General features: G+C 45.8%; 28 protein-coding genes. 8 read left to right on the forward strand and 20 right to left on the reverse strand.

Translation table 11 applies throughout. The features are described 5' to 3' along the window. Positions 1–59 precede the first annotated feature (59 nt). The 17 genes from J7545_RS19385 to J7545_RS19465 all read right to left on the reverse strand — a co-directional run bounded on the left by J7545_RS19385 (position 60) and on the right by J7545_RS19465 (position 16,895). Positions 60–269, reverse strand: a complete 210-nt coding sequence (locus J7545_RS19385) for a molybdopterin-binding protein (RefSeq protein ID WP_318698719.1) — start codon at positions 267–269, stop codon at positions 60–62. A 94-nt stretch (positions 270–363) separates the two neighbouring features. Continuing rightward, on the reverse strand, positions 364–1,155 hold the full coding sequence (gene modA / locus J7545_RS19390; RefSeq protein WP_318720034.1) for a molybdate ABC transporter substrate-binding protein: 792 nt from the start codon (positions 1,153–1,155) through the stop codon (positions 364–366). A gap of 79 nt (positions 1,156–1,234) precedes the next feature. Then, positions 1,235–1,537 carry a hypothetical protein gene (locus tag J7545_RS19395; RefSeq protein ID WP_318698721.1) on the reverse strand — a complete coding sequence of 101 codons (303 nt, stop codon included), beginning with the start codon at positions 1,535–1,537 and terminating at the stop codon, positions 1,235–1,237. A 330-nt stretch (positions 1,538–1,867) separates the two neighbouring features. Then, a complete protein-coding gene (nifV, locus tag J7545_RS19400) occupies positions 1,868–3,010 on the reverse strand; it encodes a homocitrate synthase (protein WP_318720022.1) in 1,143 nt (380 codons plus the stop codon). Further along, positions 3,000–3,701, reverse strand: a complete 702-nt coding sequence (gene cysE, locus J7545_RS19405) for a serine O-acetyltransferase (RefSeq protein ID WP_318698723.1) — start codon at positions 3,699–3,701, stop codon at positions 3,000–3,002. The genes nifV and cysE overlap by 11 nt, the downstream gene beginning before the upstream one ends. A gap of 27 nt (positions 3,702–3,728) precedes the next feature. Continuing rightward, positions 3,729–5,024 carry a nitrogenase cofactor biosynthesis protein NifB gene (gene nifB, locus J7545_RS19410; RefSeq protein WP_318698724.1) on the reverse strand — a complete coding sequence of 432 codons (1,296 nt, stop codon included), beginning with the start codon at positions 5,022–5,024 and terminating at the stop codon, positions 3,729–3,731. A 111-nt stretch (positions 5,025–5,135) separates the two neighbouring features. After that, complete coding sequence (locus tag J7545_RS19415; RefSeq protein ID WP_318720023.1) at positions 5,136–6,530, reverse strand: nitrogenase component 1; 1,395 nt, start codon at positions 6,528–6,530, stop codon at positions 5,136–5,138. A gap of 42 nt (positions 6,531–6,572) precedes the next feature. Then, positions 6,573–7,922: a nitrogenase iron-molybdenum cofactor biosynthesis protein NifE gene (nifE, locus tag J7545_RS19420; RefSeq protein ID WP_318698726.1), complete on the reverse strand. Its 1,350-nt coding sequence runs from the start codon at positions 7,920–7,922 to the stop codon at positions 6,573–6,575. 118 nt (positions 7,923–8,040) lie between these two features. After that, positions 8,041–8,358, reverse strand: a complete 318-nt coding sequence (locus J7545_RS19425; RefSeq protein ID WP_318698727.1) for a (2Fe-2S) ferredoxin domain-containing protein — start codon at positions 8,356–8,358, stop codon at positions 8,041–8,043. A 119-nt stretch (positions 8,359–8,477) separates the two neighbouring features. Then, positions 8,478–9,851, reverse strand: coding sequence for a nitrogenase molybdenum-iron protein subunit beta (gene nifK, locus J7545_RS19430; protein ID WP_318698728.1), 1,374 nt, complete (start codon positions 9,849–9,851; stop codon positions 8,478–8,480). A gap of 108 nt (positions 9,852–9,959) precedes the next feature. After that, positions 9,960–11,549, reverse strand: coding sequence for a nitrogenase molybdenum-iron protein alpha chain (gene nifD, locus J7545_RS19435; RefSeq protein ID WP_413038641.1), 1,590 nt, complete (start codon positions 11,547–11,549; stop codon positions 9,960–9,962). Between the two features lie 237 nt (positions 11,550–11,786). Next, on the reverse strand, positions 11,787–12,197 hold the full coding sequence (locus J7545_RS19440; protein WP_318698730.1) for a P-II family nitrogen regulator: 411 nt from the start codon (positions 12,195–12,197) through the stop codon (positions 11,787–11,789). 141 nt (positions 12,198–12,338) lie between these two features. Next, positions 12,339–12,725: a P-II family nitrogen regulator gene (locus tag J7545_RS19445; RefSeq protein ID WP_318698731.1), complete on the reverse strand. Its 387-nt coding sequence runs from the start codon at positions 12,723–12,725 to the stop codon at positions 12,339–12,341. Positions 12,726–12,799: 74 nt separating this feature from the next. Continuing rightward, positions 12,800–13,624 (reverse strand): nitrogenase iron protein, encoded by an 825-nt coding sequence (gene nifH / locus J7545_RS19450; RefSeq protein WP_271937326.1) that lies wholly within the window; start codon positions 13,622–13,624, stop codon positions 12,800–12,802. Between the two features lie 554 nt (positions 13,625–14,178). Continuing rightward, entirely contained in the window at positions 14,179–15,114 is a 936-nt protein-coding gene (gene nifU, locus J7545_RS19455; RefSeq protein WP_318698732.1) for a Fe-S cluster assembly protein NifU, read from the reverse strand. Between the two features lie 58 nt (positions 15,115–15,172). Next, a complete protein-coding gene (gene nifS, locus J7545_RS19460) occupies positions 15,173–16,402 on the reverse strand; it encodes a cysteine desulfurase NifS (RefSeq protein WP_318720024.1) in 1,230 nt (409 codons plus the stop codon). A gap of 112 nt (positions 16,403–16,514) precedes the next feature. Further along, positions 16,515–16,895, reverse strand: a complete 381-nt coding sequence (locus J7545_RS19465) for a NifB/NifX family molybdenum-iron cluster-binding protein (protein ID WP_318720025.1) — start codon at positions 16,893–16,895, stop codon at positions 16,515–16,517. Between the two features lie 604 nt (positions 16,896–17,499). Between J7545_RS19465 and J7545_RS19470 the strand changes: the two genes are divergently transcribed. The 4 genes from J7545_RS19470 to J7545_RS19485 all read left to right on the forward strand — a co-directional run bounded on the left by J7545_RS19470 (position 17,500) and on the right by J7545_RS19485 (position 21,556). Next, entirely contained in the window at positions 17,500–18,261 is a 762-nt protein-coding gene (locus tag J7545_RS19470) for a response regulator transcription factor (RefSeq protein WP_318698755.1), read from the forward strand. Between the two features lie 65 nt (positions 18,262–18,326). Next, positions 18,327–19,697 carry a PAS domain-containing sensor histidine kinase gene (locus J7545_RS19475; protein ID WP_318698754.1) on the forward strand — a complete coding sequence of 457 codons (1,371 nt, stop codon included), beginning with the start codon at positions 18,327–18,329 and terminating at the stop codon, positions 19,695–19,697. A 243-nt stretch (positions 19,698–19,940) separates the two neighbouring features. Next, complete coding sequence (locus tag J7545_RS19480; protein ID WP_413038631.1) at positions 19,941–20,735, forward strand: pseudouridine synthase; 795 nt, start codon at positions 19,941–19,943, stop codon at positions 20,733–20,735. Further along, on the forward strand, positions 20,735–21,556 hold the full coding sequence (locus J7545_RS19485) for a helix-turn-helix domain-containing protein (protein ID WP_318698752.1): 822 nt from the start codon (positions 20,735–20,737) through the stop codon (positions 21,554–21,556). The genes J7545_RS19480 and J7545_RS19485 overlap by 1 nt, the downstream gene beginning before the upstream one ends. Here J7545_RS19485 and malQ read toward each other — a convergent pair. Further along, a complete protein-coding gene (gene malQ, locus J7545_RS19490; protein ID WP_318720026.1) occupies positions 21,553–23,070 on the reverse strand; it encodes a 4-alpha-glucanotransferase in 1,518 nt (505 codons plus the stop codon). The two genes, J7545_RS19485 and malQ, sit on opposite strands and share 4 nt — an antisense overlap. 110 nt (positions 23,071–23,180) lie before the next feature. Between malQ and J7545_RS19495 the strand changes: the two genes are divergently transcribed. After that, entirely contained in the window at positions 23,181–23,612 is a 432-nt protein-coding gene (locus J7545_RS19495) for an NUDIX hydrolase (protein ID WP_318720027.1), read from the forward strand. Between the two features lie 18 nt (positions 23,613–23,630). Beyond that, entirely contained in the window at positions 23,631–24,020 is a 390-nt protein-coding gene (locus J7545_RS19500) for a RidA family protein (RefSeq protein WP_318720028.1), read from the forward strand. A gap of 125 nt (positions 24,021–24,145) precedes the next feature. Here J7545_RS19500 and J7545_RS19505 read toward each other — a convergent pair whose 3' ends face one another. Beyond that, positions 24,146–24,415, reverse strand: a complete 270-nt coding sequence (locus tag J7545_RS19505; RefSeq protein WP_318720029.1) for a hypothetical protein — start codon at positions 24,413–24,415, stop codon at positions 24,146–24,148. Between the two features lie 135 nt (positions 24,416–24,550). Here J7545_RS19505 and J7545_RS19510 point away from each other — a divergent pair, with 135 nt between their 5' ends. Together J7545_RS19510 and J7545_RS19515 are read left to right on the forward strand one after the other, a co-directional pair. Then, a complete protein-coding gene (locus tag J7545_RS19510) occupies positions 24,551–24,898 on the forward strand; it encodes a helix-turn-helix transcriptional regulator (RefSeq protein ID WP_318720030.1) in 348 nt (115 codons plus the stop codon). Continuing rightward, positions 24,895–25,554 (forward strand): ImmA/IrrE family metallo-endopeptidase, encoded by a 660-nt coding sequence (locus J7545_RS19515; protein ID WP_318698747.1) that lies wholly within the window; start codon positions 24,895–24,897, stop codon positions 25,552–25,554. The genes J7545_RS19510 and J7545_RS19515 overlap by 4 nt, the downstream gene beginning before the upstream one ends. Before the next feature lie 244 nt (positions 25,555–25,798). Here the strand turns inward: J7545_RS19515 and rpsU are convergent, their stop codons facing one another. After that, positions 25,799–25,981, reverse strand: coding sequence for a 30S ribosomal protein S21 (gene rpsU, locus J7545_RS19520; RefSeq protein ID WP_271937305.1), 183 nt, complete (start codon positions 25,979–25,981; stop codon positions 25,799–25,801). Positions 25,982–26,100 lie beyond the last annotated feature (119 nt).

Here is a 26,100-nt window from a genome sequence, read left to right on the forward strand (position 1 = left end):
AGCTATTCTAGCTATCTTTACCGCCATTGATGTACCCCATAGCAAAGGAAACTGCTGTATTAATCCACAGCAAATATTACATCAGAAGCTTTTATCACAGCGAACGCTTCTTTTCCTTCTGCTAATCCTAAGTTTTCGGCGGACGCTTTAGTAATCACTCCAGTGACTTCTACACCGGACGCAATTTCTAAAGTTATTTCAGTATTCACTGCTCCAGTGACCACTTTTTTCACGGTTCCTTTTAAGGCATTACGAGCGCTAATTTTCATTAAATTTATTGGGTTTATAAATCGATCTGTATTCTATCGATATTGCCAGAGAAAAAGAGTATCATAGAGAACAAAATTAGAGTTTTTTTACAGTCTATTGAGCCAGTTGAAATCCATATTCTTGGAAAATAGATTGTGCAGATTCTGTCCAGAGAAAATCAATAAAATGTTGGGCTGGTTCGGGAGATTCTGTCTGCTGTAAAACAGCAACGGGATAAAGAATGGGAGAATGATCGGTTTCGGGAGCTGTGGCAACGATAGTTATTTTATCAGAGAGGATCGCATCCGTTTGATAAACGATTCCCGCATCCACATTTCCCGATTCGACATAAAAGAGGACTTGCCGCGCATCTTTAGCTAAGACAAATTTGGGGCGCAGCAATTCATATAGCTTGAGTTGAGTGAGGACTTCTTTTCCATATTGTCCTGCGGGGACTGTTTCTGGATTTCCTAGAGCAATTTTAGCGATATGCTCTTGAGTTAAGTCGGCAAACGCTTTAATCGAGTTTTTTGTTTTGGGAGTCACTAAAACAACTTGATTTTTGAGTAAATTTTTCCGAGTTTTGGGTTGTAATAAATTCTTGCGCTCTAGGGCATCCATTTGTTGAGGGGAAGCAGAAATAAAGACATCCACTGGAGCGCCTTGTTCAATTTGTTGTTGCAGGGTTCCGGATGAAGCAAAGTTATAAGCAATGAGAGTATCTGATGCCTGTCGTTGATAGGCTTGGGCAATGGGACGCATGACATCCTGAAGACTGGCAGCGACAGATACGGTTAGCTGGGTTTGGGTTGAAGTATCAGGATTTCCAGAACTACAGCTTATACAGACAGTAAGGGTTAGAGCTGTAATGAGATAAAAAAATCCTCGTTTTTTCACGATTGTCACCCCCAAGGTTGTGAGAATGTTTAGATAACCAGGATAAACGAGAATTTTTTAACGCTTAGAAGAGTTGAGCATCAATAGCTTAAAGCATGGATTTGGTTAACTGCTTGACGGTTTGAAAATGCTCAAAACTGGGAGTTTCAATGTCTGCATCAGCTAATTTTTCTAGTTCGCTGGCTAAACGACGTAAATAGTCAGCTTGTTTTCGGATTCTGTGACTGATTCCTGTATCTCCTGATGCTAGACATTGCGGACATACATCTGTGATATATTCATCAGAACTGCGATAGGCTCGGGCAATGATTTCTTCGGCAAAGAAAATGGTACCACAGAGATGGCATTGGCATTTTTCATCAAAATAGTTACTTTCTAACTGGATTTTCATCAATAGTTTCCTCAGCCGCTTTCTTATCGTGTTTTGATCTAACTTTGATGGACTTGTGCGTTGACTGGATGTCGTTTAACTAGAATTCTAGTATTGGACACTACCATTTTAACAACTTCTTTATCAATCCTGGGGAAGAGATGAGTTGTTCAAAGTAAGGATATCCTGATAAAAAAGCATGGAGGAAGCGATATAGCGCTGCGCGCTAGGGAATGGGGAATAGGGAATAGGGAATAGGGAATGGGGAATAGGTGCTAGATTTTAGTATTGAACCGGAGTCCTAACCCACTCTTTCTCTGCTATAGCGGTTTAATCGGACTTGATATGACGCTAAGAGGAGTGGAGTTCCTTTGTATTGGGGAGATTAGTGTGATTTAACAGATCTAACACCTCCTGTTGAGTTAATCCGCGTTTCAATTGAATGGCGAGAGCGCGAACCTGTTCGAGCAAGTGTTGCACTTCTTGTTGTTGGAGGGTAATCTGCTGCTCTTGAAGTAAATTGTACAACAGAGATCGCCCCGAATGCTTGCCTAAAACTAATTGGTGTTCTAATCCAAGTTCCGCCGGATCGTAAGCTTGATAGGTGTGAGGATTTTTCAGCAAGCCATTAACATGAATCCCCGCTTCATGGGTAAAGGCATTGTCGCCAACGACTGATTTCCAGCGAGGGAGAGTATCTCCCGAAGCTTGCTGTACAAACTGAGAAATATCTCGTAACTGATGGGTATCAATTCCTGATTTTATCCCGTACAGATGTTTGAGGGCGATCGCCACTTCTTCTAAGGCTGCATTTCCGGCTCGTTCTCCCAACCCGTTAACAGTGGTATTGACGGAGGTGGCTCCCGCTTTGACTCCAGCTAAACTATTGGCGACTGCCATACCTAAGTCATCGTGGGTGTGCATTTCGATTGGGAGGGTAAACTGTTGTACCAATTGGCTAACGGTGTCATAGGTGGCAAAGGGATCGAGAATGCCGATCGTATCGCAAAATCGAAATCGACTGGCTCCCCAATCTTGAGCCTTTTGAATCACTTCACTCAAAAATTCGGGGTTCGCGCGGGAAGAGTCTTCTCCTCCGACGGAAACATAGAGTCCACGATCGATCGCAAAAGTAATACTTTCCTCTAGCTGTCGCCACAGTTGAGATATCTTGCCGCCAAACTTCACCTGGATCTGAATGTCGGAAACGGGAATCGAGATATGAACTCGATGCAGTCCACAGGCAAGGGAGGCTTGAATATCTTCAATTTTAGCCCGATTCCAACCGAGTAAGTCGGCTTTGAGTCCTAAATCAACGATCGCCCGGATGGCATCTGCCTCTTCACCTCCCATTACCGGAATCCCGATCTCCAGTTCTGGAACCCCCATGCGATCGAGGAATTGGGCGATCGCCACTTTTTCCGCCAGGGTAAACGCCACTCCAGCCGCTTGTTCTCCATCCCTCAAGGTAGTGTCATTAATATTAATACTCATGGGTAATCCTCTCCTGTAATTGGGCTTCCAGGGATTCCAGGCGATCTCTTAAAGTGGCGATCGCACTTCCATAAACATCGGGCAAATTTCCATGAGCTAACGGATCGAGGGATTTGCCATAATTTCGCACCACGCGACCCGGAATTCCCACCACCGTGCAATGATGGGGAACATCCTTGAGAACCACTGCCCCGGCACCAATGCGAACATGATTACCAATCTGGATATTCCCTAAAATTTTGGCTCCTGCACCAATAATGGCATGGTGTCCGAGAGTAGGATGGCGTTTCCCTTGTTCTTTCCCCGTTCCTCCCAACGTCACCCCTTGGTAAATGAGGGCATAGTCACCTAAAATTGTCGTTTCTCCAATCACCACCCCCATACCATGATCGATACAGATGCTCTGTCCTAAACGAGCGCCGGGATGAATTTCCACACCCGTGAAAAACCGAGCGATCGCCGATAGGAGGCGAGGGATTAACCCAATATGGCGACAGTGCAAATAATGGGCAATGCGATAGAAAATCAAGGCGTGCCATCCGGGGGAACAGAACAACACCTCTAAGGTATTTCTCGCGGCTGGATCGCGCTCGAAGATCGTCTGAAAATCGAGCCAAATCTCTTGCCAGAGCGATCGCCCCGGCTCATCAGAATAGCCAGGAACACTAGAACTTATCGTTTCATTCACCATGAGTCCATTCCTCACTGAATTTTGAAATCAACCACAACCTAAGCCATCTCCTTGACATGCAGAAGCGGCTGCGGCGAGTCGAGTGCATTCAGTTTGTTTGCGCCGTTTGAATTTTGACAGGTCTTCCCCGTCATACACGGCTTTTAATCCCAGATTAATAAACCCACTCAGTTCTATCGGCGTAATGCCACATTGACTTAAGATTTGCTTGGGATTTTCTCCCATGCCACTGGCTAAAATAGCCCGACAATCTTGCAAGTTATTGGCTAACTTTTGCCAGCGCTCAAATCCGGTTCCCATTTCTGGAGTTAACCGTTCTTCAACCAAGTTATATCCATTTTCTGTTTGTTCCCAAATTTGCAATTGTGGCGCTTGTCCCAAATGCTGATTGACTAAAACGCCTTCAACAGTTGCTACAGCAACATAGGGGCGATTACTGACTTGTTGGGGGATTTTCCGTTTGGAAGACTCTGCCAAACAACCGGCAAATTCCTGCGATCGGTCTTCACCCAAAAGTCCGACTGCATCAGCCCGACAGCGCGTACAATGGCGCATTTGTGGTAAATACTGTTCGCACTCTTTGCGAATTTGATTCATCATCTTGCCATTGGGTTCAGTCAATTCCTCAAAAGGAGTATCTGGAGTCGGGAACATCGCCATGGCATTGAACAAATCCGCTCCTAATTCTGCTCCTTTTTTCGCCACTTCCACCGCATGATGGTCATTAATTCCCGGCATGATGATGCAGTTGATTTTCACCGTTACCCCGGCAGCTTTCAAATTCTTAATTGCTTCCAATTGCCGCTCCAGCAGCAGGGTAGCTCCTTTTAAGCCTTGATAAACCGTCTTGCCATCCCGAACCCAACGATAAACCTTGCGCGTAATTTCCGGGTCTACTGCATTCATAGTAACCGTGACATGACTGACCCCAATTTCCGCAATTTTGGCAATATATTCCGGCTTTAAATTCAGTCCATTACTCGACAGACAAAGAATTAAATCCGGGTATTCTTCCCGCAACAATTCCATCGTCCGTAACGTTTGCTCTGGATTCGCAAAGGGGTCTCCCGGGCCGGCAATTCCCGCCACAGTAATTCGGGGTTCTTTCTCCAACACTTCATTCATATAATAAAGTGCCTGTTCTGGAGAGAGAACATTACTGGTTACTCCCGGTCTACTTTCATTCACGCAATCATATTTGCGATTGCAATAATTACACTGAATATTACATTTCGGCGCGACGGGTAAATGAACTCGTCCATATTGTCCTTTTACATCGACATTGAAGCAAGGATGTTTTTCGTAATCAATGGCGGTAGTCATTTTCGGTTCTCCGTGATGGTTGGTTTAGGGAATGGGGAATAGGGAATAGGGAATAGGGAATAGGGAGTTCTCCGTGTCTCCGCATCCCCCCATCACCGTCCCCCTCGCTGTCTACAAATAGCCATACCCCACGGGGGAATCGGCTTGTTTTTTGTCGATAACGGCGTTAACAATTTGATCGAGCAGGCGCTGGGTTCCACGATAGCCGAGGTGCAGTAGGCGCTGTCCTCCGAAGCGATCGTGAATGGGGAAACCGACGCGAATCATGGGAATTTGATGTTTGCGAGCAATGGGATATCCTTTGCTGGTGCCAATGATCAAATCGGGTTTAATTTGGTCAATTTGTTCGCCAATTTCGTAGAAATCCACATTGTCGCGGACGGGGACGGGTTCTCTGACGATATCTGCGGTGACGGCTTCTATGGCGGCAGAAAGTTCGCCGCTATTGCCACCAGAGGCGCAGAGAATGGGTTTAACGCCGACTTCTGCGAGGAAAGCGGTTAATCCTACCACTAAATCTTCCTCTCCGTAGACTACGGCGCGTTTACCAAAGACGTATTTGTGAGCATCGACATAGGCATCGACTAACCGTCCCCGCTCGGATGCATGAATTTGGGGGATGGGTTGTCCGGTGAGTTCTTGCAGGGTGTTAAAGAAGCGATCGCTCTCTCGCAAACCGATGGGGAGTCCCAAGGGGTGCAATGGTAGGTTAAAACGCTCGCGTAACACTTCTCCTCCGGTGCTGCCTGTGCCTTGCAAGACTCGTCCGAGTTCCAAAGTGGCGATCGCCCGATCCATCGCGCGAATGTCACGAACTGGCGTTCCTCCTTTAGGAATACTCAAATAATCCAGTTGTGCCGGCCCATCCAATGTATCGGAAAAATCGGGTAAAATGGTAGCTTTAATGCCAAAATCTTGGACAACTTCTCGCAGATAGCGCAGATCCGACGGAGAAACTAAACCCGGCAATACATTCAAGGAACAGGAAAATGAAGGAGCCGAACTTTCTACCCCCACCAATTGTTCAATGACTGCTTTAACCGTGGCATGAAATCCTTCCGCGTGAGTGCCACTATAGCTCGGAGTTGCCACCCGTACCAAAGTCGGTAATGGCTCCTCTTCTTGACCAAATTCTTCTTGAAATTCCAATAAGAATCGTTTCACATCATCGCCGATGGTTTCCGTTAAACAAGTGGTGGCAATTCCCACGACATCGGGATGGTATTTCTCCATGACATTGAGAATACCTTTTTTCAAGTTTGGCCCGCCCCCATAGACGGCATGTTTTTCACTCAGAGAAGACGAGGCAATATCAATCGGTTCTCGGAAATGACTAATAATATAACGGCGCATATACGTTGCACAGCCTTGAGATCCATGCAAGAAGGGAACGCATCCTTCTATGCCTCGAAAAGCAATACAAGCTCCTAGAGGTTTACAGAGTTTGCAGGCATTGGTTGTGGAGACATAAGCCTCGGTTTTCTGCTTGATTTTTATTTTACCCATGATTTTTCCCTCTCCCAAATTGCAACGATCAAAATTTGTCGATTACTCCGGCTGGTTACGTCGAGGCACAAATTGCCAAATGGGAGACATCACCGTAGAGTGAACTTCTTTGGCAAAATTGAGCATTCCGACAAATCCTTCCAGGGCTTCTTTTCGTTCGTGGTTGTGGTCGCAGAATCCAATCCCCAATTTATAGGCAATGGGGCGTTCTTTAACTCCACCCACAAAAATATCCACATCCTTTTCTTTCAAAAAACCAGATAATTCTAAGGGATTAGAATCATCAACAATAATGGTTCCTTCATCGGTGATTTCATGCAGTTCTTGATAATCTGCTTGGGTTCCGGTTTGTGAGCCTACCATGACCACATCCATCCCCAATAACCGGAAGGCTTTGACTAAGGAAAAGGCTTTAAATGCACCACCGACATAAATGGCTGCGGTTTTTCCTTCTAAGTCTTTGCGGTATTCGTTCAACTGTCCATAAAGGGTGGATAATTCAGAGCGCACTAACTCTTGCGCTCGTTGCAAAATGGTGGGATCGTCATCGAAGAACCGAGCAACTGAATATAAGGCTTCTGCCATATCTTCAATGCCAAAATAAGAGACTCGCAGGAAGGGGACATCATAGTCTTCTTGCATCATTTTGGCTAAGTCCAGGGTTGCCCCAGAGCACTGCACCACATTCAAGGCTGCACCATGCGATCGCTGAATGTCTTTGATCCGTCCATCTCCAGTAATATTAGCGACTACTTGAATGCCTATTCGCTCAAAATATTCACGGATAATCCAAATCTCTCCAGCCAAGTTAAAGTCACCCAAAATATTAATACTGTGGGGAGAAATGCCGGTGGTATCGCCCATGCCCACTAAGCGAAACATGGCTCGACAAGCGGCATTATATCCGGCTCGTTTATTCCCCTTAAAGCCTTCGGACTGTACGGGAATAACCGGAATGCCTTTTTCTTGGCTTACTCGTTTACAAATTCCTTCTAAGTCGTCTCCAATAATACCCACAATACAAGTTGAATAGACAAATGCACCATTGGGATGATGGCGATCGATTAATTCACATAGGGCTTGGTCGAGTTTTTTCTCACCACCAAAAATCACATCTCGCTCTTGTAAATCCGTGGAAAAACTGAGTCGATGTAATTCTGGGCCGGAAGAGAGCGCGCCACGAATATCCCAAGTATACGCCGCACAACCAATGGGGCCATGAACCAAATGAATGGCATCGGCAATGGGGTAAAGAACGACGCGAGAACCACAGAAAACACAAGCTCTTTGGCTAACCGCACCCGCCAAACTTTCTTTATTGCAAGCAAACTCAAAAGGGCTATTTCCTTTGCGGTGAATTTGTTGCTCTCGCTCTCTTAAAATTCCAGTCATAATTTTGTCCGAATGAGAAGTAATAAGGAAGGGCGCATGGCTTGCGCCCTTGAGGGTATAAATCTTCCTTGACAAAGGGAGGTTATGGCTGTCCCCAACCTGACTCGTGGGGATGGCTTTAAGTGGCAAATAAGTATTCTTCAGCCGGTTGATTGTCTTCAAGTGCATCGAGAATTTCATCGATCGCATCCTCATCCACTTCCCCGTACCAATAGTTGTCTGGATAGACCATCATCACGGGGCCATGATCGCAGAGTTTCAGACAACCGGTAGAAGAGACCAAGACATTATCGAGTCCGCGATCGACCAATTCACCTTCGAGATACTGAATTAAACTCACTGCCTTCTTCTTGTTGCAAACGCCCTGAGCTTCTCCCTTGGTTCTAAAAGAATTACAAACAAAAATGTGGTGTTCGGGTTTCGTTAGTTTACTCATGATATCCTCCTGATTTAGACACAAAGGTTGAGACAGAGCCGACCTGAATCGGCTGTTGCTGACACGAATACGGGGTTGGGGGATCTAGACCATACCCCCTCACCCTTGAGCAATTAATGTTACAGAGCTAACTCAAAGATTTCATCGGGGTCATCCCGATCTTTGCGCTCCAAAATCGTGTTGATAATGTTGCACAACAGATGCATACTTCCCTTATAGCCAACAGAGGGGAAGAAACTGTGACCAACACGGTCTAAAATCGGCCAACCAAACCGGACTAAGGGGATATCTTCCGAACGGGCAATATATTTGCCATAAACGTTGGTAATGAGTAAATCAACAGGATTAGTCTTGATCAATTGATGTAGATAGAACAGATCTGTGTCATCTTTGACGATCGCATCGGGAACCCATTCTTCCAAGATTTCTTTACAGCGTGTGGTGAAATATTTGGAAGCTGTTCCAGTGATTACATACATGGGTTTAGCACCACAACTGACGAGAAACTCAGTTAAGGGAACAATTTGATCGGGATCTCCAGCTAAAGCCACTCGCTTGCCATAGAGATATTGCTGCATATCCGTCATCAGGTCTACTAACCGACCCCGGTCATCTTTCAAGGACTCTGGAACAGCTGCACCTGTGGTTTCTATAATCGCTTGGATAAAGCGATCCGTTGCGGCAATACCGATGGGTAAATCCAACAACTGATAGGGAACCTTGCATTTATTTTCCAGTTCTTTCGCCGCTTGTTTCGAGGCATCTGGCCCCAGAGCCAGAGTTGCGATGCTATCGCCAGTAGTATGCAACGCTTCCACTGAGGTTCCTCCCTTGGGATACATCTCAAATGTTCCCGTTTGCGGCGTATCCACTACATCACTGGTATCTGGGAAGACCACGGAGTTCACCCCAATTTGATCGAGGAGATGCTTAATCTGGCGGATATCGGACGGTTCTACATATCCCGGAATCACATTAATTTGCTGTTGGGGAGTTTCAGTTTTCTCTGAAAGGTACTTGACAATCCCAGCCGTCATATTAGACCAACCCGTCACATGAGTTCCCACATAACTGGGGGTATTGGCATGAATTACCACTTTACCTTCTGGGATAATCCCACTTTCCCGCGCTTCCCGAATCAACGTCGGAATATCATCCCCAATGGTTTCTGACAGACAGGTGGTATTAATCGCAATTACATCAGGGTCGTACAGTTTGTACATAGTCGTGAAAGCTTGGCGCAAGTTTGCACCACCACCAAAGACCGCTGAACCTTCAGTAAACGAACTGGTTGCTGCCATAATCGGGTCGCGATAATGACGAGTTAGGTGCGATCTATGGTAAGAACAACATCCTTGTGAGCCATGGGAATGGGGTAAGCATCCATGAATTCCTAATGCGGCGTACATAGCCCCGATGGGTTGGCACGTTTTGGCGGGGTTAACCCGTAGCGCTTTACGTTCTACAACTTCTTTGGGGGTTGCTTCTAACATGATTTTCTCTCCGAGTTGGGATGAATGAAGGGTGAGAGTTGCAACGAGTTCAGGACAAACCCCCTGCAACTGGAGGAGGGAGGGTAGGGGCTTTCCAGCCCGTTAACCCTAATCCCAAGGGGCTTTGATGTATTGCCAAGTGGGGCTATTGACTCGTAGATCCACATCTTTGGCAAAGTTGACTGCACCTCGGAAACCAGCAAAGGGCCCGCCGTAGTCATAATTGTGCAACTGCTTGCAAGGTACGCCGAATTTCTCAATCACGTACTTGTCTTTAATTCCAGAACCAATCAGATCGGGTTTAAAGCGTTTGATCAACACATCGAGTTCATGGTGAGAAATGTTGTCTACTAGCAATGTGCCTTCACCCATATCGGGCATCATGCCTTTGTAGTCATTCATGATATTCTCGTTACGCAGACGTTCCATTTCTGCGTCCGATGGAGGATTATAGCGCTCTGGATCCCGTTCTACATCCAATTCTTCAATGTTGCGACTGTCTGCATCCACCTTGATATTCGGTAGGGCTTGCCGTCCTTCGTAGTCATCCCGGTGAGCAAACTCATAGCCTGCTACAATGGTTTTCATGCCGAGATCTGCAAACAGTTCTTGGTAGTGATGGGCCCGGGAACCGCCAACGAACAAGAATACCGTTTTTCCTTCGAGTCGTTTGCGGTACTGGGTCAACTGAGCTTCGGCGATCGCCAATTCTTCCACAATCACGTCTTCTACCCGTTTTGTCAAAGCCGGATCGTTAAAGAACTTGGCAATCTTACGTAAACTCTTGGCAAAAGCATGAACGCCAATAAAGTTCACTTTCATCCAAGGCGTACCATATTTCTCTTCCATCATGGAAGCCATATAGTTAATGGAACGATGGCACATGACCAGATTTATTTTGGCTAAATGAGCCTTGATCGCATCATCATAAGAGGCATCGCCACTAAATGTGGAAACCACTTTAATGCCACATTTTTCCAGCACCCGCTCAATTTCCCAAGAGTCACCCCCGATGTTATATTCACCCATCAGGTTAACGGTAAATCCTTCGATTTCTTCCGTTTCAGTATCATTTCCAATCCAATGTTGGAAGAAACCATTGTTGGCAATATGGTGTCCTGCGGATTGACTGACTCCTTTATATCCTTCACAGTTAAAGGCAACGACCGGAAGTCCGAGTTTCTGCGTCATTTCCCTAGCCGCACCTTGGATATCATCTCCAATTAATCCCACCGGACAAGTGGAGTGAATCGTAATCGATTTGGGTTGGAAAATATCATAGGCTTCTTGCACAGCCTGTTTCAGCTTATTCACACCACCAAACACAACATCATGTTCGTTCAAATCGGTAGAGAAGCAATAGTGCAAAAAATCTTTGCCATCTTCTCTCGGTTTAAACTGATTGCGTCGAGTTAACCAAGAATAATAGGAACACCCAATCGGACCGTGAACGATGTGTACGCAGTCACCAAATGGCCCCACAACCACACCTTTACATCCCGCAAAAGCACATCCTCTCTGAGTAATAATTCCGGGAGTTGTACGGGCATTAGCGTTAATTTCTTGCTCCGGAATAGATGGGTCACGAACAACAATATGTTTGCTCCGTTTGCGAGCGACTTTTTTCGGATAGGCTTCAATAATTTCCGCAATACTATCCTGGGTCTCTTCCAGACTTATGGGAGACGGAGAAAGCATCACACCTTGTTGTGCCTGTTGGGATCCTGATTCAAAATCAGTCGTCGGTGATAATTTTTCAGTCATGGTTTTCTCTCCATTATGTTTGGGGTTCGTAAAGACGAGAGAAGAGAACAATACTTAGAGTTGATCTGCTTTGTATTTCCGCTCTCCCGTCCCGAATTAATCTCACAGTAAATCCGGCTAGTTTGAGATAAATTCTCCTATCATTCGATATCAACTAGATCAGGGACTACTTTAGGCAAAAAACATGCCTGAACCCATTTCATCGATCGCAAAATTACCTTTTTCGCGAGTCCGGATCCGAATACTGTCGAGTACTGGTACTACAAAGATCTTGCCGTCTCCAGCATTCCGGGTTTGATTGATCTTGATGATGGTATTGACTACTTCTTTGACCAACTCATCAGGAACAACTAAACTAACCAAACGCTTGGGAATTAAGCGAGGAACATGAGCAAGTAAAGGCAATACCTCTGATGCATCTTCAGGATGCTTATTTAAGGCATCTACCACTTCTGCTTCCATGGCTTGCCGTCCTCGACCTGCAACTTTTACGGCATTAAATCCAGGAAAACCTGCCTTAATCAAGGCTTCTTTGGTCTCATGCATTTTGTTCATGCGAATAATCGCAATCACTTCTTTCATGTCTCTTTCCTCAGTGTTAATCTACAGTAGAATTACAATTGTTAGGGGTTAAACGATCGGTTAAACTGGAGATTCCTATTGGATATATTCTTAGGAATAATATGACCCCTAACAATCAGCAATACAGCGATCAATCTGAATTTAAGTCGTCACTAAAGTTCGAGGAGAAGTTTCAGGTGTGGAAGGGACTAAAACTTGAGCCGTTTCTTTAACACCTGTACTGACGGTGTAGACTTCTTCAACTGGAGTTACGAAGATTTTTCCATCTCCATAGGCTCCTTCGGTTCCGGTACGGGCACTGTCAAGAATAATCCGAATTACAGTGTCTTTATCTTCGTCGGGGACGACGAACATTAACAGTTCTTTGGGCAGTTCATCGTAGTGAACGTTCCCAATTTTCAAACCCCGTTGTTTGCCTCGACCGTAAACATCAATTTTGGTGACGGCGGGAAAGCCTGCGTTCAATAAGGCTTGCATCACATCAGTGGCTTTTTCTGGTCGAACAATGGCTCGAATAGCGACTGGCATTTGAGTTTTTCCTCCTCAAAAATGAGAAAATACAACAAAAGGAATGGATGTCCGTTGAGAATACGGGTGTATCCTTAACCGAATAATCCATATTTCACGAGTAATTTTTCCAGGTCATCATTAGACACGGGAGTAGGAATGACTTGATTGGTATTTTCATCAATGGCTTTAGCCAAGTTGCGATAATGTTGCGCTTGTTCGGATTCGGGAGCGTATTCAATCACCGTCTTCCGGTTTAATTCTGCCCGTTGTACCATGTTGTCCCGTGGCATGAAGTAAATCATTTGTGTGCCTAATGCGTCGGCTAAAGCCATGATCAGTTCTGCTTCTCGGTCAACTTTACGGGAGTTACAAATCAATCCACCTAACCGAACGCCACCAGACTCGGCATATTTCATAATACCTCGACAAATGTTGTTGGCAGCATACATTGCCATCATTTCACCAGAGGTGACAATATAGATTTCTTGAGCTTTGCCTTCGCGGATGGGCATGGCAAATCCACCACAAACTACGTCTCCTAAAACGTCGTAGAAGGCGTAGTCTAAACCAACTTGTTCTTCATAGGCTCCGAGTTGTTCGAGCATACTGATGGAGGTAATAATCCCCCGTCCTGCACAACCAACACCCGGTTCTGGTCCACCAGATTCAACACATAAGGTTTTCCCAAAGCCTTCTTTGCGGATGTCTTCTAAGTCTACGTCATCGCCTTCTTCGCGTAAGGTATCTAAGACACTTTTCTGGTGTAAGCCACCGAGCAGTAACCGAGTGGAGTCAGCTTTGGGGTCACAACCGACAATCATGACTTTGCGGCCTAATTCAACTAACCCAGCAACTGTATTTTGAGTGGTGGTTGATTTACCAATTCCGCCTTTTCCGTAAACAGCGATTTTCCTCATGATTAAACCTCCTGTTTGGGGTAGTTAAGTAATGGCTTACAGAAGAATCAATAGAGTGGGGTGGTTTAAGACTTCCTCTCTCTATTGACAAACATAAGCCACTACGATTAAAGAGAATAACTTCTGAAACACTGACAATATACTCTGCAAAGTTTTCCTCGATCTAGATGGATTCAGGAATGACTTTACTTTTCTTGCCTACGAATATAGTTATAAACTTTTAAAAGCAAAATAACTGTATATGTGACTACACAAAAAAATATTTTTCACTCAATAAAAGTGATCTTGCTTACTTTTTCTGTCTTTTAATTTTAAACAATTACTTTGTTGTTAATTCTTTCTATTTTCTTGGCAAAAACTGGATTATGAAAATGCAGAAATTGATATTATTTAAATATTTTTAAAAGTTAATTTATTATAACAAGATTTTTAATATATTCCCCAAAAAACAGGGCTATATCATGACTAAAGCACGGCTAAACCGTGCTTTAGATAAGGGTTATATGGATTATTTAGAGAAGATAGAGCAGGTTTGTTTCTAAGTCTATAGAGTGCTATTCAATGGCAACGACGATTAAATCATCTGAGACGCGATCGCGCAAAGTTTGCTCAATGCCTTGCTTTAGGGTTGTCAGCACGCTCGGACAACTGCCACAGGCTCCTTTTAAGATGACTTTAACAAGATTACTTTCTATGTCGTAAAGCTCCACATCACCGCCATCCATGGCTACCATCGGACGAATTTCATCATTTAAAATTTGTTGAATTAACGTAATCTTTTGTAATGTGGTTAATGAGGGCAGCTCAGATGCCGGTTCTGGAGAGGCACTGGCGAGTTTTTCGGCTAATTCGACGCAGGTTTCAACAGCAACCTGGTTCATATGCTGCTGTTGTTTTCGTTCTTGGGTCACTTCAGCCAAGATATCGTCAATCTCAGCCAGACAAGAACCACAACCGCCGCCTGCTTTGATATAGTTGGTGACTTGTTCGGCTGTGGTGAGATGATTGTCCTGGATAATGCGTTTAATTTTGCCTTCGGTGATGGCAAAGCAGCGACAAATTAAGGGACTTTCGTCTTCTTCTTCGGCTTCTAGGGGAATGCCTTTGTAGTTGTAAATGGCTGCTTCTAGGGCTTCTTGTCCCATGACGGAGCAGTGCATTTTTTCTTCGGGAAGCCCTCCTAAAAAGTCGGCAATCTCTCGGTTGCTGAGGGTTAGAGCTTGATCGAGGGTCATGCCTTGAATGAGATCGGTTAAGGCAGAAGAGGAGGCGATCGCACTGGCGCATCCAAAGGTCTGAAACCTGGCATCAATAATTTGTTCGGTTTGAGTATTGACTTTTAGGTGCAACCGCAAGGCATCGCCACAAGCGATACTGCCGACATCACCGACAGCAACAGTTTCATATTCTTCACAGTCGGAGGGGGTAATTTCCCCCATATTATGAGGATTGTTAAATAAATCGATCACTTTATCCGTATAGTCCCACATAGTTCTAGCAGCTCCCTTGAGTTTGAATGGTTAGAAAGGTTGGTCAATGGCTATAGATTTAGCGAGTTTGAGCCAGTTGTTTATCCCCCACTGAACTCAACCAACCGTGCTGTTCGTCGGTGGCATCTTTGAAGGGGGAAATCTGGCGGAGTCGTTCTACAACTTTGGGCATCACTTGCAATACTTGGTCGATTTCTGCGTCGGTGGTATACCGAGATAGGCTAAAGCGAATGGAACCGTGCAAAATGGTGTAGGGCAGTCCCATCGCTTGCAGAACGTGGGACGGTTCTAGGGAACCGGAGGTGCAAGCCGATCCGGAGGAGGCACAAATTCCATAGCGATCGAGGGAGAGTAAGATGGCTTCTCCTTCGATATACTTAAAGCCGATATTGGTGGTGTTGGGCAGTCTTAAGGCAGGATGGCCATTGAGCTGGGTATGGGGAATGGTGGTTAAAATGCTTTGTTCAAGGCGATCGCGCAACTGTCGGACTTGCTTATTTTCAGTCTCCATCGACTGCATCGCCAACTCAGCCGCTTTCCCTAGAGCAATGATACCGGGTACATTTTCCGTTCCTGCACGTCTGCCGCGCTCCTGATGTCCCCCAATTAAAAGGGGCCGAAACCTTACCCCTTTGCGAACATACAAGGCCCCAATACCTTTTGGAGCGTGCAACTTATGTCCAGATAACACCAGAAAATCCACGGTACTCTCTTTCATGTTCAGGGGCACTTTACCCACCGCTTGTACCGCATCTACATGGAACAAAATGCCCCGTTCTTTGACAATGCGCCCAATTCTTTCGATGGGGAAGAGGGTTCCCGTTTCATTGTTCGCGCACATGACGGACACTAAAGCCGTATCCTCTGTCAACGCTGCCTTCAATTCATTTAAATTGAGTTGCCCTTTCTCATTTACGCCTAAATAGGTGGTGGTATAGCCTTGCTTTTCTAACCGCTTACAGAGGCTAATGATGGCCGGGTGTTCAACTTTAGTGGTAATAATATGGCGCTTATTGGGATAACTAGCTAAGGCGGCCCGAATGGCAGCATTATCCCCTTCTGTACCGCAACTGGTGAAGATAATTTCATCAGGTTGAGCGCCTAATAATTGAGCCACATTTTGCCGTGCTTTTCGTACCGGTTTGGCCAGTTGCCCTCCGAAAGTATGCATACTCGAAGGATTCGCATAATAGTCCTGTAAGTAGGGAAGCATAGCTTCTAAAACTTCGTCGGCAATCCGGGTGGTTGCATTATTATCGAGATAAATTGTTGAGGGTCGTGCGTCCATGATTTCGATGAAGATTGAGGATAATTTGGACAGGCATGAATAGCTAAAAACGGGCAATAGTAGGCTTTCTACTTGATGGAGATCCAACGCGCTGGTCTGGGTTATCTTGGCGCTATATTGATTGAATGGATTTCTTAACCCATTGACTATAAAAATCTAAGACAGCAGTTTCGATTGTGTTGTAAACTTGTACGACTTCAATCCCGGCTTCTTGGAGGCGACTTTCCGGTAGTGCGCCAATTTTAGCTACTAAAAGTGCTGTGCAGTCGGATAATGCCTCAATGTTCTCGCTCAGGTCTCCTGGGCCTCCTTCTGGGCCATGACAATAAGGTTTAACGGGACGGTTTTCCAGCAATTGAGCTTGATGAGCATCAACTTCATAGATGAGGAACTCGCGAGCATGGCCGAAATGCTCGTTGGTTAAACCCTTATCCTTACTGGCCACTGCAACTCGAATTTTTGGGTGGGGTTTGACAACAGTTGAAGCTGTCATAGTCATAATCTCCTTGCCTGAATGAGAGTTAGGGGCTATCGAGGCAAAAAGGAGAGTGTTATCAGTGTGTTATCCGTATTACCCAATCAAGAGAGTCAATACCTGATAAACAGGAAAAATCTTGACCCTTTATTGATCGGAAGTTTTATAGATTCGTTATCCTCTTGTGCCAGTTATACCTCATCTGAATAGGAAGATAAGTTTAATCAATCACAACTTTATGTTTTCTTTACAATCCTTTAATTGCATCCTTTAACTGCATGATGATTATCGGAAAAATGCAACCTTTAAACAATCCGTCTAAGTTGACCGGGCGATCGCTAGTTTAAAATGACCATGAATTTAAAGTCCTAGGTGAGAAGAAGCTCCCCATAAAATTCGGGGATTACGTTGAAGAAAATCCAAGAAAAAAATAGATGGATTAACGGAATGATTGGACAATAAAGTTAGCTATCAACAGATAAAAGCCCTAGAAATCAATCGTCTCTTCATATAGACAAAGTATAGACAAAACTCACATGAATTGAATTGGAAAAATGTGATGTTTTTCAAAAAAAGCTGGTACGCTTAAGGGAATCGTACTGTCGGAGTTAGTAGGCTAGTCATGGTATTTACATTGCCGATAGAAACAACCCAAACGAATTCACAATTGAGTTTAGGGCGAGTTTTGGTCGTCGAAGATGAAGAACTGATTCGAGAAACGGTTGCCCTATCCTTACGGGATGAGGGATTTGAGGTGATCGCGGCTGAAGATGGTCGGGGAATCGTGGAATTATTTCATCAACAACAGGAAGGGGGCGATCGCCCTGTAGACTCTATTGATGCGATCGTTCTCGATCTGATGCTACCTTCGATCAATGGTCTTGACCTTTGCCGTTGGCTGCGTCAAAGAGGTCATACTGTACCAATCCTCATTCTCAGTGCCAAAGGCTCAGAAACCGATCGCGTCGTCGGATTAGAAGTTGGAGCAGATGACTACCTTACCAAACCATTCGGCGTGCGGGAATTAGTGGCCAGAGTACGCGCCCTCCTGCGGCGCAACCGCTATCCCCTCCCCCAATCTTGTCCCTCAGTTCTGAGAATCAAAGATATTACCCTATTGCCCCAAGAATGCCGCGTCATCGTCCGCGACCAAGAAATTAACCTCTCTCCCAAAGAATTCCGCTTACTCGAACTCTTTATGAACCATCCTCGACGAGTATGGTCGCGAGACCAACTGATCGAGCGCATTTGGGAACCCGACTTCATGGGAGACACCAAAACCGTAGATGTACATATTCGTTGGCTACGCGAAAAAATTGAACTCGACCCCAGTCACCCAGAATATTTACTGACGGTTCGTGGATTTGGATACCGCTTTAGCTAACTAAAATCGCCCCATTGAAAATGCGATCCAAACCCTAGGCGATGAGGTGATAATCAAGAGAAGCTATGATTGTGCCACTACTCGGATTCTTACTGGGATTAGCGGTAGGCTTGTTCCTATGGCTAGGATGTCAATTTCGCTTAGAACAACAAATCAAGCGAATCCTACCTGAATTGACCTCTGGTTCAGGACTGATGCGCCGGTTCCCCGAACGTCTAGTAAGGGCGATCGACGATCAACGGAAACATCGGCACCGTCTACAACAAGACATAGATTACTGGCAATCAATCCTCACTTGTGCCCCCCTAGGCCATTTACAAGTTGACGATCAAAATCAACTCATCTGGTGTAACGCCCAAGCCTATCAACTCTTTGGCATTAGTCCTCCAGAACTCAACAGTCCTCGCCTACTACTGGAAATTGTCCGCTCCTATGAGTTAGATGAACTGATCGAGCAAACCCGCACGACCCAAAAACCGGTTGAAAGACACTGGAACTTTCAACCCATTGCGCCAACGGTAGAACCCCAGAATACCCAGCGATCGCTCAAACCCAAAATTGCCCTGAAAGCCTATAGCATTCCTCTGTCGAAAGGTCGAGTCGGAGTTTTCTTGGAAAACCGCCAAGAACTGCTCACTTTAGCTAACCAGCGCGATCGGGCGTTTTCTGATGTTGCCCATGAACTCAAAACTCCCCTGACCTCCATTCGTCTCGTCGCCGAAACCCTTCAAACTCGCCTCAATCCCCCTCTGCGCAACTGGATCGATCGCCTCCTTTCCGAAGTCATTCGCCTTAGCGATATTGTCCAAGTCCTTCTCGATCTGAGTCAACTCGAACGGGGATCGACCTATAGCCTGAATTGGAAACCCATCAACCTACCTGACCTGATCCGCTCTTCGTGGATCGCCCTCGAACCCCTAGCCCGTCAGAAACAACTCCAACTACAATATTCTGGCCCAGAACGGCTATTGATCGACGGCGACGAACATCGCTTATGTCGCGTATTCATTAATCTCCTCGACAACAGCATCAAATACAGTCCCCTCCAAGGTCAAATATGGGTTAAACTCAGTATAGAAGAATGCCTAAACTCAACCACTCCATCTCAGAAATGGGTGCATCTTGAAGTTATTGATGGCGGTGTAGGTTTTCCAAAAACTGACTTACCCTATATCTTCGAGCGCTTCTATCGGGGAGAACCCTCCCGTGCTAGAGTCCTGTCTAGCAGCCAAATTCCCCCTGCCGTATCCTCCGATTCTTTTGACCCTCCCCGTACCCCCTTAACTCACAGTAGTGGATTAGGATTAGCCATTGTCCAGCAAATTATCGAAGCTCATCAAGGATGGGTGAAGGCCAGTAATCATCCAGAAACCACAGGTGCATGGATTGAAATTTATCTACCTCAACATCCATCAGGGGATTTCAGTAAACTTTAACCTCAATCTTGATTGATTCTCGTCTTCCCTAGTCCGTTCAGATCTCTGAGTTAAGGCAAAGGTAATCATTTTGAGTTTTTTTATTTTGAATTTTTAATTGAACTCCCCCCCGTTCTGGGCAACTTCTTGTAAGATTTGTAAAGATTACCCAGTTGTCAGCAACTGGGACTGCCAGTCAAGCAAAACTTTTTTCTTCGCTAACCTCTTAACCTAACCCTAAAACTGGTGAGTATCACAACAATGATGGAGGCTGATTCGAGTCATCTACCCAGGGATGAACGATTACAAAAAATTTTATCTCGTTGGGGTGTCGCGTCCCGACGACAGGCAGAGGTGATGATCCAACAGGGTCGCATTCGCATTAATGGTCAAGTGGTGCATCAACTCGGCCAGAAAGCGAACCCCGATCGCGATGCGATCGAAATTGATGGTTCTCTCCTTTCCCTTCACCATCGTCCCCAACCCCTTTATATCTTACTGAACAAACCCTTAGGAGTGATTTGTACCTGTGCCGATCCTCAAAATCGCACTACCGTTTTAGACCTCCTTCCTCCTACTCTGTCTCACCATACCGGTCTTCACCCGGTCGGTCGCTTAGATGTTGATTCGACGGGGGCAATTTTGCTCACCAATGATGGAGACTTGACCTTTCAGATGACTCACCCTCGCCATAGTATCCCCAAAACCTATCGCGTTTGGGTCGAAGGAATTCCCCCAGAATCGGTTCTCGAAGACTGGAGAAACGGTATAGTCTATGAAAACATCCAAACTCTACCCGCTAAAGTCAGGCGAATGAGATCGCAAGGCACTCACAAAACTTTGCTGGAAATTGTCTTATGGGAAGGTCGGAATCGGCAAATCCGTAAGGTGGCCCAAACCCTAGGGTATCCCGTGCTGAGTCTCCATCGGAGTGCCATTGGCTCAATTCAACTCAAAGCCTTACCTAAAGGGCAATATCGATATCTGAGAGCCTTGGAAATTACAGCTTTGAGAGGAAACTGTGGTACAAACAGATCGGTGGTGAAGGAGCGTAATTGATGAAGAAACAGAAAACCATACAATCCTCAGTCAATGAGTTTGATTCCTTGAAGAGCGTCTTAATTGACCTGGGGTCTCAATTACGAGATCGCCGTCAGGAAAAAGGTTTGAGTTTAGACTACATTGCCACAAAAACCCGTATCCGACAACGCCTGCTCGGGGCGATCGAAGAGGGAAAACTCGAACAACTCCCAGAACCCGTTTATGTCCATTATTTCCTCAGACGCTATGCCGATTTTTTAGGACTCGATGGTTCTAGTTTTGCCAGTCCCTTCCCTTCAGAGTCTCGATTTAACTTGCTTAAGGCCTCTTGGATGCGTTGGCCCATGTGGCAACTGCGCCCGATTCATTTGTATTTGTTATATGTGGCTATTATTTTTGGTTCTGTCAATGGCCTATCCTATTGGATTGAGCGTTCTGTGGGGTCGTCTGTCGATTATTTAGTTGAACAACCTGCACCAGAAATCGAAGCGATCGCCTCTAGTCCCCCTTCACCCCCAGGGATTCCCTCGGAACCCTCCCCCGCTTCCCTGGTCGTCAAATCTGAACCCGATCCGAACTCCATCGAACCGGTTCGGGTCAGCGTGATCGTCACTGAACCGTCTTGGATATTAATTGAAGCGGATGGAGAAACCGCTTTTGAAGGAACTCTGACTGAAGGAACCCAACAAACCTGGGTCGCCAATCAAAAATTGATTATTGTAGCGGGTAATGCTGGAGCGGTTTCTGTTGCCCTCAACGAAGGGAAATCTGAAAAACTGGGAGAACCGGGTGCTGTAGAAGAAGTGATCTTTACAGCGAACCAGCTCTCCCGCAGTTAACTGCCCTTTGAGGATCTGCCATAGAGTTGGGTGAGCAGTTGGAGGCGATCGCACAACCATGTACCAATCGAGTCTGGACGATAACGCCAACTCCAATTTCCCTCAGCCTGTCCAGGAGTATTCATCCTTGCTCGCTCATCTAAACCCAAAAAGTCCTGCATGGGAATAATGGCCCAATTGGCCACAGAAGACAAGGCTAAACGAATTAAATCCCAATGAATACCATTGGGACTCAAATGACCTAAATAATTCACCACGCGATCGCACTCCCAATCGGGTAGATCGTTCTCAAACCAACCCAAAGTCGTATTATTATCATGGGTTCCCGTATAAACCAAGCAGTTGCGCGGTAGATTATAGGGCAAAAACGGATTGCCAGCATCGGAACCAAACGCAAAATGTAAGACCCTCATCCCTGGAAATCCAAACTTATCCCGCAGAGCTTCCACCTCTGGGGTAATCACTCCCAAATCTTCAGCTAATATGGGCAGCTTACCTAACATCTGCTCCAATTTCTCAAAAAACGCTTCTCCAGGGGTGGGCATCCAAGTTCCATTCATCGCCGTTTCTTCCCCTTCAGGAACCGCCCAAAAGGACTCAAACCCCCGGAAATGATCGATCCGAATCCAGTCCACATACTCTAACATGGTCTGGAAGCGATGAATCCACCACTTAAAATCAGTCTTCTCTAGATACTCCCAGTCATACACTGGATTTCCCCATAACTGACCCGTTTCACTAAAATAATCCGGGGGAACACCTGCCATCAGTTCCGGTTGACCGGTTTCTGGATCGATCAAAAAGTTGTCCCGGTTAGCCCAGACATCCGCACTATCATGGGCAACATAAATGGGAATATCCCCAATAATGTCCACATTCTGCTCATTGGCATAGGCTTTGAGTGCTGCCCATTGTTGAAAAAACTTAAATTGGGTAAACTGGTGGTAAAAAATTCTCTCTTGTAACCGCTCTTGAGACGCTTCCAGAGCGCTTTTTTCCCGGTTAATTAACGCTTCATCCCATTCATACCAAGGTTTTCCCTCCCGATCGTCCTTGAGGGACATATACAGAACATAATCCTCGAGCCAACTGGCTTTTTCTTGGCAAAAGGTTTCAAAGGCTTCTTGCGTTTCGCTAGATTCCTCGATTTGTCCCTGAAAGTTTTGGCAGGCTTTTTCCAATAGGGCTGTTTTCACGGCAATTACCCGCTCAAAGTCTACCCAATCTAGGGGAAATTCAGGCAAATGAAGAAAATCATCTTCTTGGAGTAAACCGTCATCCTTGAGATACTCAGGACTAATAAGCATGGGATTACCAGCCATGGCTGAGTAGCACATATAGGGGGAATTTCCAAAACCGGTTGGCCCTAAAGGCAAGATTTGCCACAGTTTTTGGTGCGTGTGGGCAAGAAAATCAACAAAGCGATATGCTTCGTGGCCTAAGTCTCCAATACCAAACCGACTCGGAAATGAAGTGGGATGGAGTAAGATGCCACTAAGTCTAGAAGAGGGCATATTCTACAATTGGCGTATTTCGCAGCTAACATGATGACCTTATCATGTTCTTGGGGTGTCCTTGGGTTTAAATTTGGTGAATAGGCAAATCTTTAATATCTCACTTGACTATGCAGTATCGTAATCCTACGCCTACGGTTGATATCATTATTGAGATGATTGACCGCCCTGAGCGCCCGATTGTGTTGATTGAACGTAAAAATCCTCCGTTCGGATGGGCAATTCCTGGAGGATTTGTTGATTATGGGGAGTCGGTGGAAACGGCGGCTATCCGAGAGGCGAAGGAGGAAACCGGGTTATCGGTGGAGTTGGTGGAACAGTTCCATGTGTATTCTGAGCCGGGGCGCGATCCTCGGCAGCATACCTTATCGGTGGTGATGATTGCAACGGCTATGGGGGAACCCCAGGCGGCTGATGATGCTCAGAATTTGGATTTGTTTGAGTTGTGGCAAGTGCCGCCCAATTTATGTTTTGACCATGACAGCATTTTGAAAGATTATTGGATGTACCGCAATTATGGCTTGCGTCCCCGATTGTTTTAAGTGGATGGAGGAAGAAGAATGACTCGTAAAGTGGTTAATACTCAGAAGGCTCCAGCTCCTGTTGGGCCGTATAATCAGGCGATCGCCGCGAGCGGTCAGATGTTGTTTGTTTCTGGTCAAATTGCGATCGATCCAACCACCAATGAATTGGTTCATACCGATGATGTGACCAAGCAAACGGAACAGGTGATGAATAACCTGAAAGCGGTTTTAGCCGAGGCTGGTGCTTCCTTTGCAAATGCCGTGAAAATGACTATTTTCCTTAAGGATATGAATGATTTTGCTACCGTCAATCAGGTCTATTCAGGTTATTTTGACCCGGAGAGTGCCCCCGCTCGCGCATGTGTAGAGGTGTCACGCTTGCCGAAGGATGTTTTGGTCGAAATTGACTGTATTGCCCTTCTTTAGGGGAGTGGGGAGTCAGGGAGTCAGGAAAAGGCAATAGGCAATAGGCAAGAGAAAAGGGCATGATTTCTCCGTGTCCCCCCATCTCCGTGTCCCCCTATCCCCGCGTCTCCCCATCCCCCACTCCCCTATCCCACCAATTCTGCTGGTGAAGACCGGCGAAGGGCAACCGGTTCAGCTTGGGAGAGGCGATCGCTGCCATTTAACTGCTTTAATTGATCCAGAAGGGTTTCCAGCAACTCAATATGGTCTTGGGTAAAGAAAATCGAGAACCCATTTCCCCCCAAAGAATACCCCGGAACATAGAGCGAAACCCGATCGTGACGAGGGTGACTGGTCAAAATCGTCATTTCCGTGCCATCAAGCTTATAGGTCGTATCTGTCCAAGTTTGAGCCATCGTTTTGCCTCCAATCGCTGCGTTGATTATTTTTTCAACACTCTTATCCTAGCCCAAATCTATCCCGACCGGCAACCCATTTTTTGATTTTTTATTCAAACTAGAGATAGGATAGATTTGTAATGGAGAAAACGAATGACTACAGAAACATTTGGTAAAATTCTGCGTAGGGCACGCAAAGACAAAGGCTATTCCCAAAGGAGTCTTGCCGCTTTGGTCAAGCTTGACTTTACCTACCTGTCCAAGCTAGAAAACGATCGCGCTGACTATCCTCCCAAAGAAGAAGTCATCCGCTCCCTGGCCAAACATCTCGACCTTGAACCCGATATGCTGGTTTGTCTAGCTGGACGCATTCCTCACCAATATGAGGAACTGCTCAAGCAAAATGCCCAAGCCATGCCCATGCTCCTGAGACGCTTACGAGAAAACCCTGACTTCGCCGAAAAAATCTTTCAAGCAGCCAGTGAGGATGCCCCCAGTTGAGTTTAATCAAACCCTACCGCTTTTATCCCAAACCAGAAATTGAGCGTCGGGCCAACGACCTCCTGTTACGCATGGAATTTACCCCGAACTGGAAACCCTCTTGGCCCCTAGAAGTAGACCGTATCGCTGATTTTCTAGATTTGGGAGTGGTTTGGGATCGGATTCCCTCGGACGAATACGGGCCCATTGCGGCCCGTATTCTCCCCTTGAATCGTCAAATTGAACTTAATGAAGAAATTCTCAGCTTACCCGAAGGATTTCAAGCCTCTACCCTAGCCCATGAAATCGGCCATTGGATGCTGCATATCAACCATGCAGAAGTCAGTGAAGAAGGACAATGTAATCTGAGCAGCAGTAGCGATTCTTTCTTGTGTCGTCCGAATAGTTCCTTAACCGAACTCGAATCGATTGAGTGGCAGGCACAATACTTTGCCAGTTGTCTGCTGATGCCAGAGAACATCCTTCTCGAATATTGTCATCGCCAAAATCTTACCCGATGGTCTACCCTATACCAACTCCGGGATCAATTAGGGGTTACCATCTCAAATTTAGTCAACCGTCTACAAGATTTAGGTTGGATTCACATTCCCCAGGGGTCTAGAAAACTGATATTAGGTCCAGTGAACCGGGAATCGGCAACACAATCCTGGGGATAGTTGAGCAATTAAAAGTTATAGTTATAGCGTTTCTCTCTTCTATTCTAGAAGGTAAAGCTTGAAGGCTTAGGGCCTAAGCCATACAAGCTTTTGCCTATTGCCTAGCGCGAAGCGCTATAATTCGATTAGGGTTTAAACACGATTGTAGGGACAAACAGCCGTTCGCCCCTACAAATCGCGTCTTTCCAGATAGATCGTGGTGTATCAACCTGAATTGAAATAAATATATCTCAACAATTGTTCCCTAGCGAGACATGCGTCGCTTACGCCGAGCCGCGACTGCTTTACGCTTGCGTTTCTCTTGAGGGGTTTCAAAATGACGGCGGCTTTTCACATCCGCCAGGATTCCGGCTTTCGACACTTGGCGCTTAAAGCGACGTAGAGCTGAATCAATTCCTTCGTTTTCTCCGACTACCACTTGGGTCATTCTTGTTCTTTTCTCCTAATTTAAGTGAATGGTTGGGTGAATAAGTTTGACTCTATTCTATACCATTTTCATTGATTCGTAGCCCTCTCCCACGAGAGAGAGACTGACAGGAGTGAGAT

Origin of the sequence: Roseofilum sp. SBFL (assembly GCF_017746885.1) — a bacterium.
Classification (GTDB): domain Bacteria; phylum Cyanobacteriota; class Cyanobacteriia; order Cyanobacteriales; family Desertifilaceae; genus Roseofilum.

Coding starts and splice junctions, on each gene's coding strand:
- J7545_RS19385 (WP_318698719.1), bottom strand. CDS start 269: ATGAAAATTAGCGCTCGTAATGCCTTAAAAGGAACCGTGAAAAAAGTG.
- J7545_RS19395 (WP_318698721.1), bottom strand. CDS start 1,537: ATGAAAATCCAGTTAGAAAGTAACTATTTTGATGAAAAATGCCAATGC.
- nifV (WP_318720022.1), bottom strand. CDS start 3,010: ATGAGTATTAATATTAATGACACTACCTTGAGGGATGGAGAACAAGCG.
- cysE (WP_318698723.1), bottom strand. CDS start 3,701: ATGGTGAATGAAACGATAAGTTCTAGTGTTCCTGGCTATTCTGATGAG.
- nifB (WP_318698724.1), bottom strand. CDS start 5,024: ATGACTACCGCCATTGATTACGAAAAACATCCTTGCTTCAATGTCGAT.
- J7545_RS19415 (WP_318720023.1), bottom strand. CDS start 6,530: ATGGGTAAAATAAAAATCAAGCAGAAAACCGAGGCTTATGTCTCCACA.
- nifE (WP_318698726.1), bottom strand. CDS start 7,922: ATGACTGGAATTTTAAGAGAGCGAGAGCAACAAATTCACCGCAAAGGA.
- J7545_RS19425 (WP_318698727.1), bottom strand. CDS start 8,358: ATGAGTAAACTAACGAAACCCGAACACCACATTTTTGTTTGTAATTCT.
- nifK (WP_318698728.1), bottom strand. CDS start 9,851: ATGTTAGAAGCAACCCCCAAAGAAGTTGTAGAACGTAAAGCGCTACGG.
- nifD (WP_413038641.1), bottom strand. CDS start 11,549: ATGCTTTCTCCGTCTCCCATAAGTCTGGAAGAGACCCAGGATAGTATT.
- J7545_RS19440 (WP_318698730.1), bottom strand. CDS start 12,197: ATGAAAGAAGTGATTGCGATTATTCGCATGAACAAAATGCATGAGACC.
- J7545_RS19445 (WP_318698731.1), bottom strand. CDS start 12,725: ATGCCAGTCGCTATTCGAGCCATTGTTCGACCAGAAAAAGCCACTGAT.
- nifH (WP_271937326.1), bottom strand. CDS start 13,624: ATGAGGAAAATCGCTGTTTACGGAAAAGGCGGAATTGGTAAATCAACC.
- nifU (WP_318698732.1), bottom strand. CDS start 15,114: ATGTGGGACTATACGGATAAAGTGATCGATTTATTTAACAATCCTCAT.
- nifS (WP_318720024.1), bottom strand. CDS start 16,402: ATGGACGCACGACCCTCAACAATTTATCTCGATAATAATGCAACCACC.
- J7545_RS19465 (WP_318720025.1), bottom strand. CDS start 16,895: ATGACAGCTTCAACTGTTGTCAAACCCCACCCAAAAATTCGAGTTGCA.
- J7545_RS19470 (WP_318698755.1), top strand. CDS start 17,500: ATGGTATTTACATTGCCGATAGAAACAACCCAAACGAATTCACAATTG.
- J7545_RS19475 (WP_318698754.1), top strand. CDS start 18,327: ATGATTGTGCCACTACTCGGATTCTTACTGGGATTAGCGGTAGGCTTG.
- J7545_RS19480 (WP_413038631.1), top strand. CDS start 19,941: ATGGAGGCTGATTCGAGTCATCTACCCAGGGATGAACGATTACAAAAA.
- J7545_RS19485 (WP_318698752.1), top strand. CDS start 20,735: ATGAAGAAACAGAAAACCATACAATCCTCAGTCAATGAGTTTGATTCC.
- malQ (WP_318720026.1), bottom strand. CDS start 23,070: ATGCCCTCTTCTAGACTTAGTGGCATCTTACTCCATCCCACTTCATTT.
- J7545_RS19495 (WP_318720027.1), top strand. CDS start 23,181: ATGCAGTATCGTAATCCTACGCCTACGGTTGATATCATTATTGAGATG.
- J7545_RS19500 (WP_318720028.1), top strand. CDS start 23,631: ATGACTCGTAAAGTGGTTAATACTCAGAAGGCTCCAGCTCCTGTTGGG.
- J7545_RS19505 (WP_318720029.1), bottom strand. CDS start 24,415: ATGGCTCAAACTTGGACAGATACGACCTATAAGCTTGATGGCACGGAA.
- J7545_RS19510 (WP_318720030.1), top strand. CDS start 24,551: ATGACTACAGAAACATTTGGTAAAATTCTGCGTAGGGCACGCAAAGAC.
- rpsU (WP_271937305.1), bottom strand. CDS start 25,981: ATGACCCAAGTGGTAGTCGGAGAAAACGAAGGAATTGATTCAGCTCTA.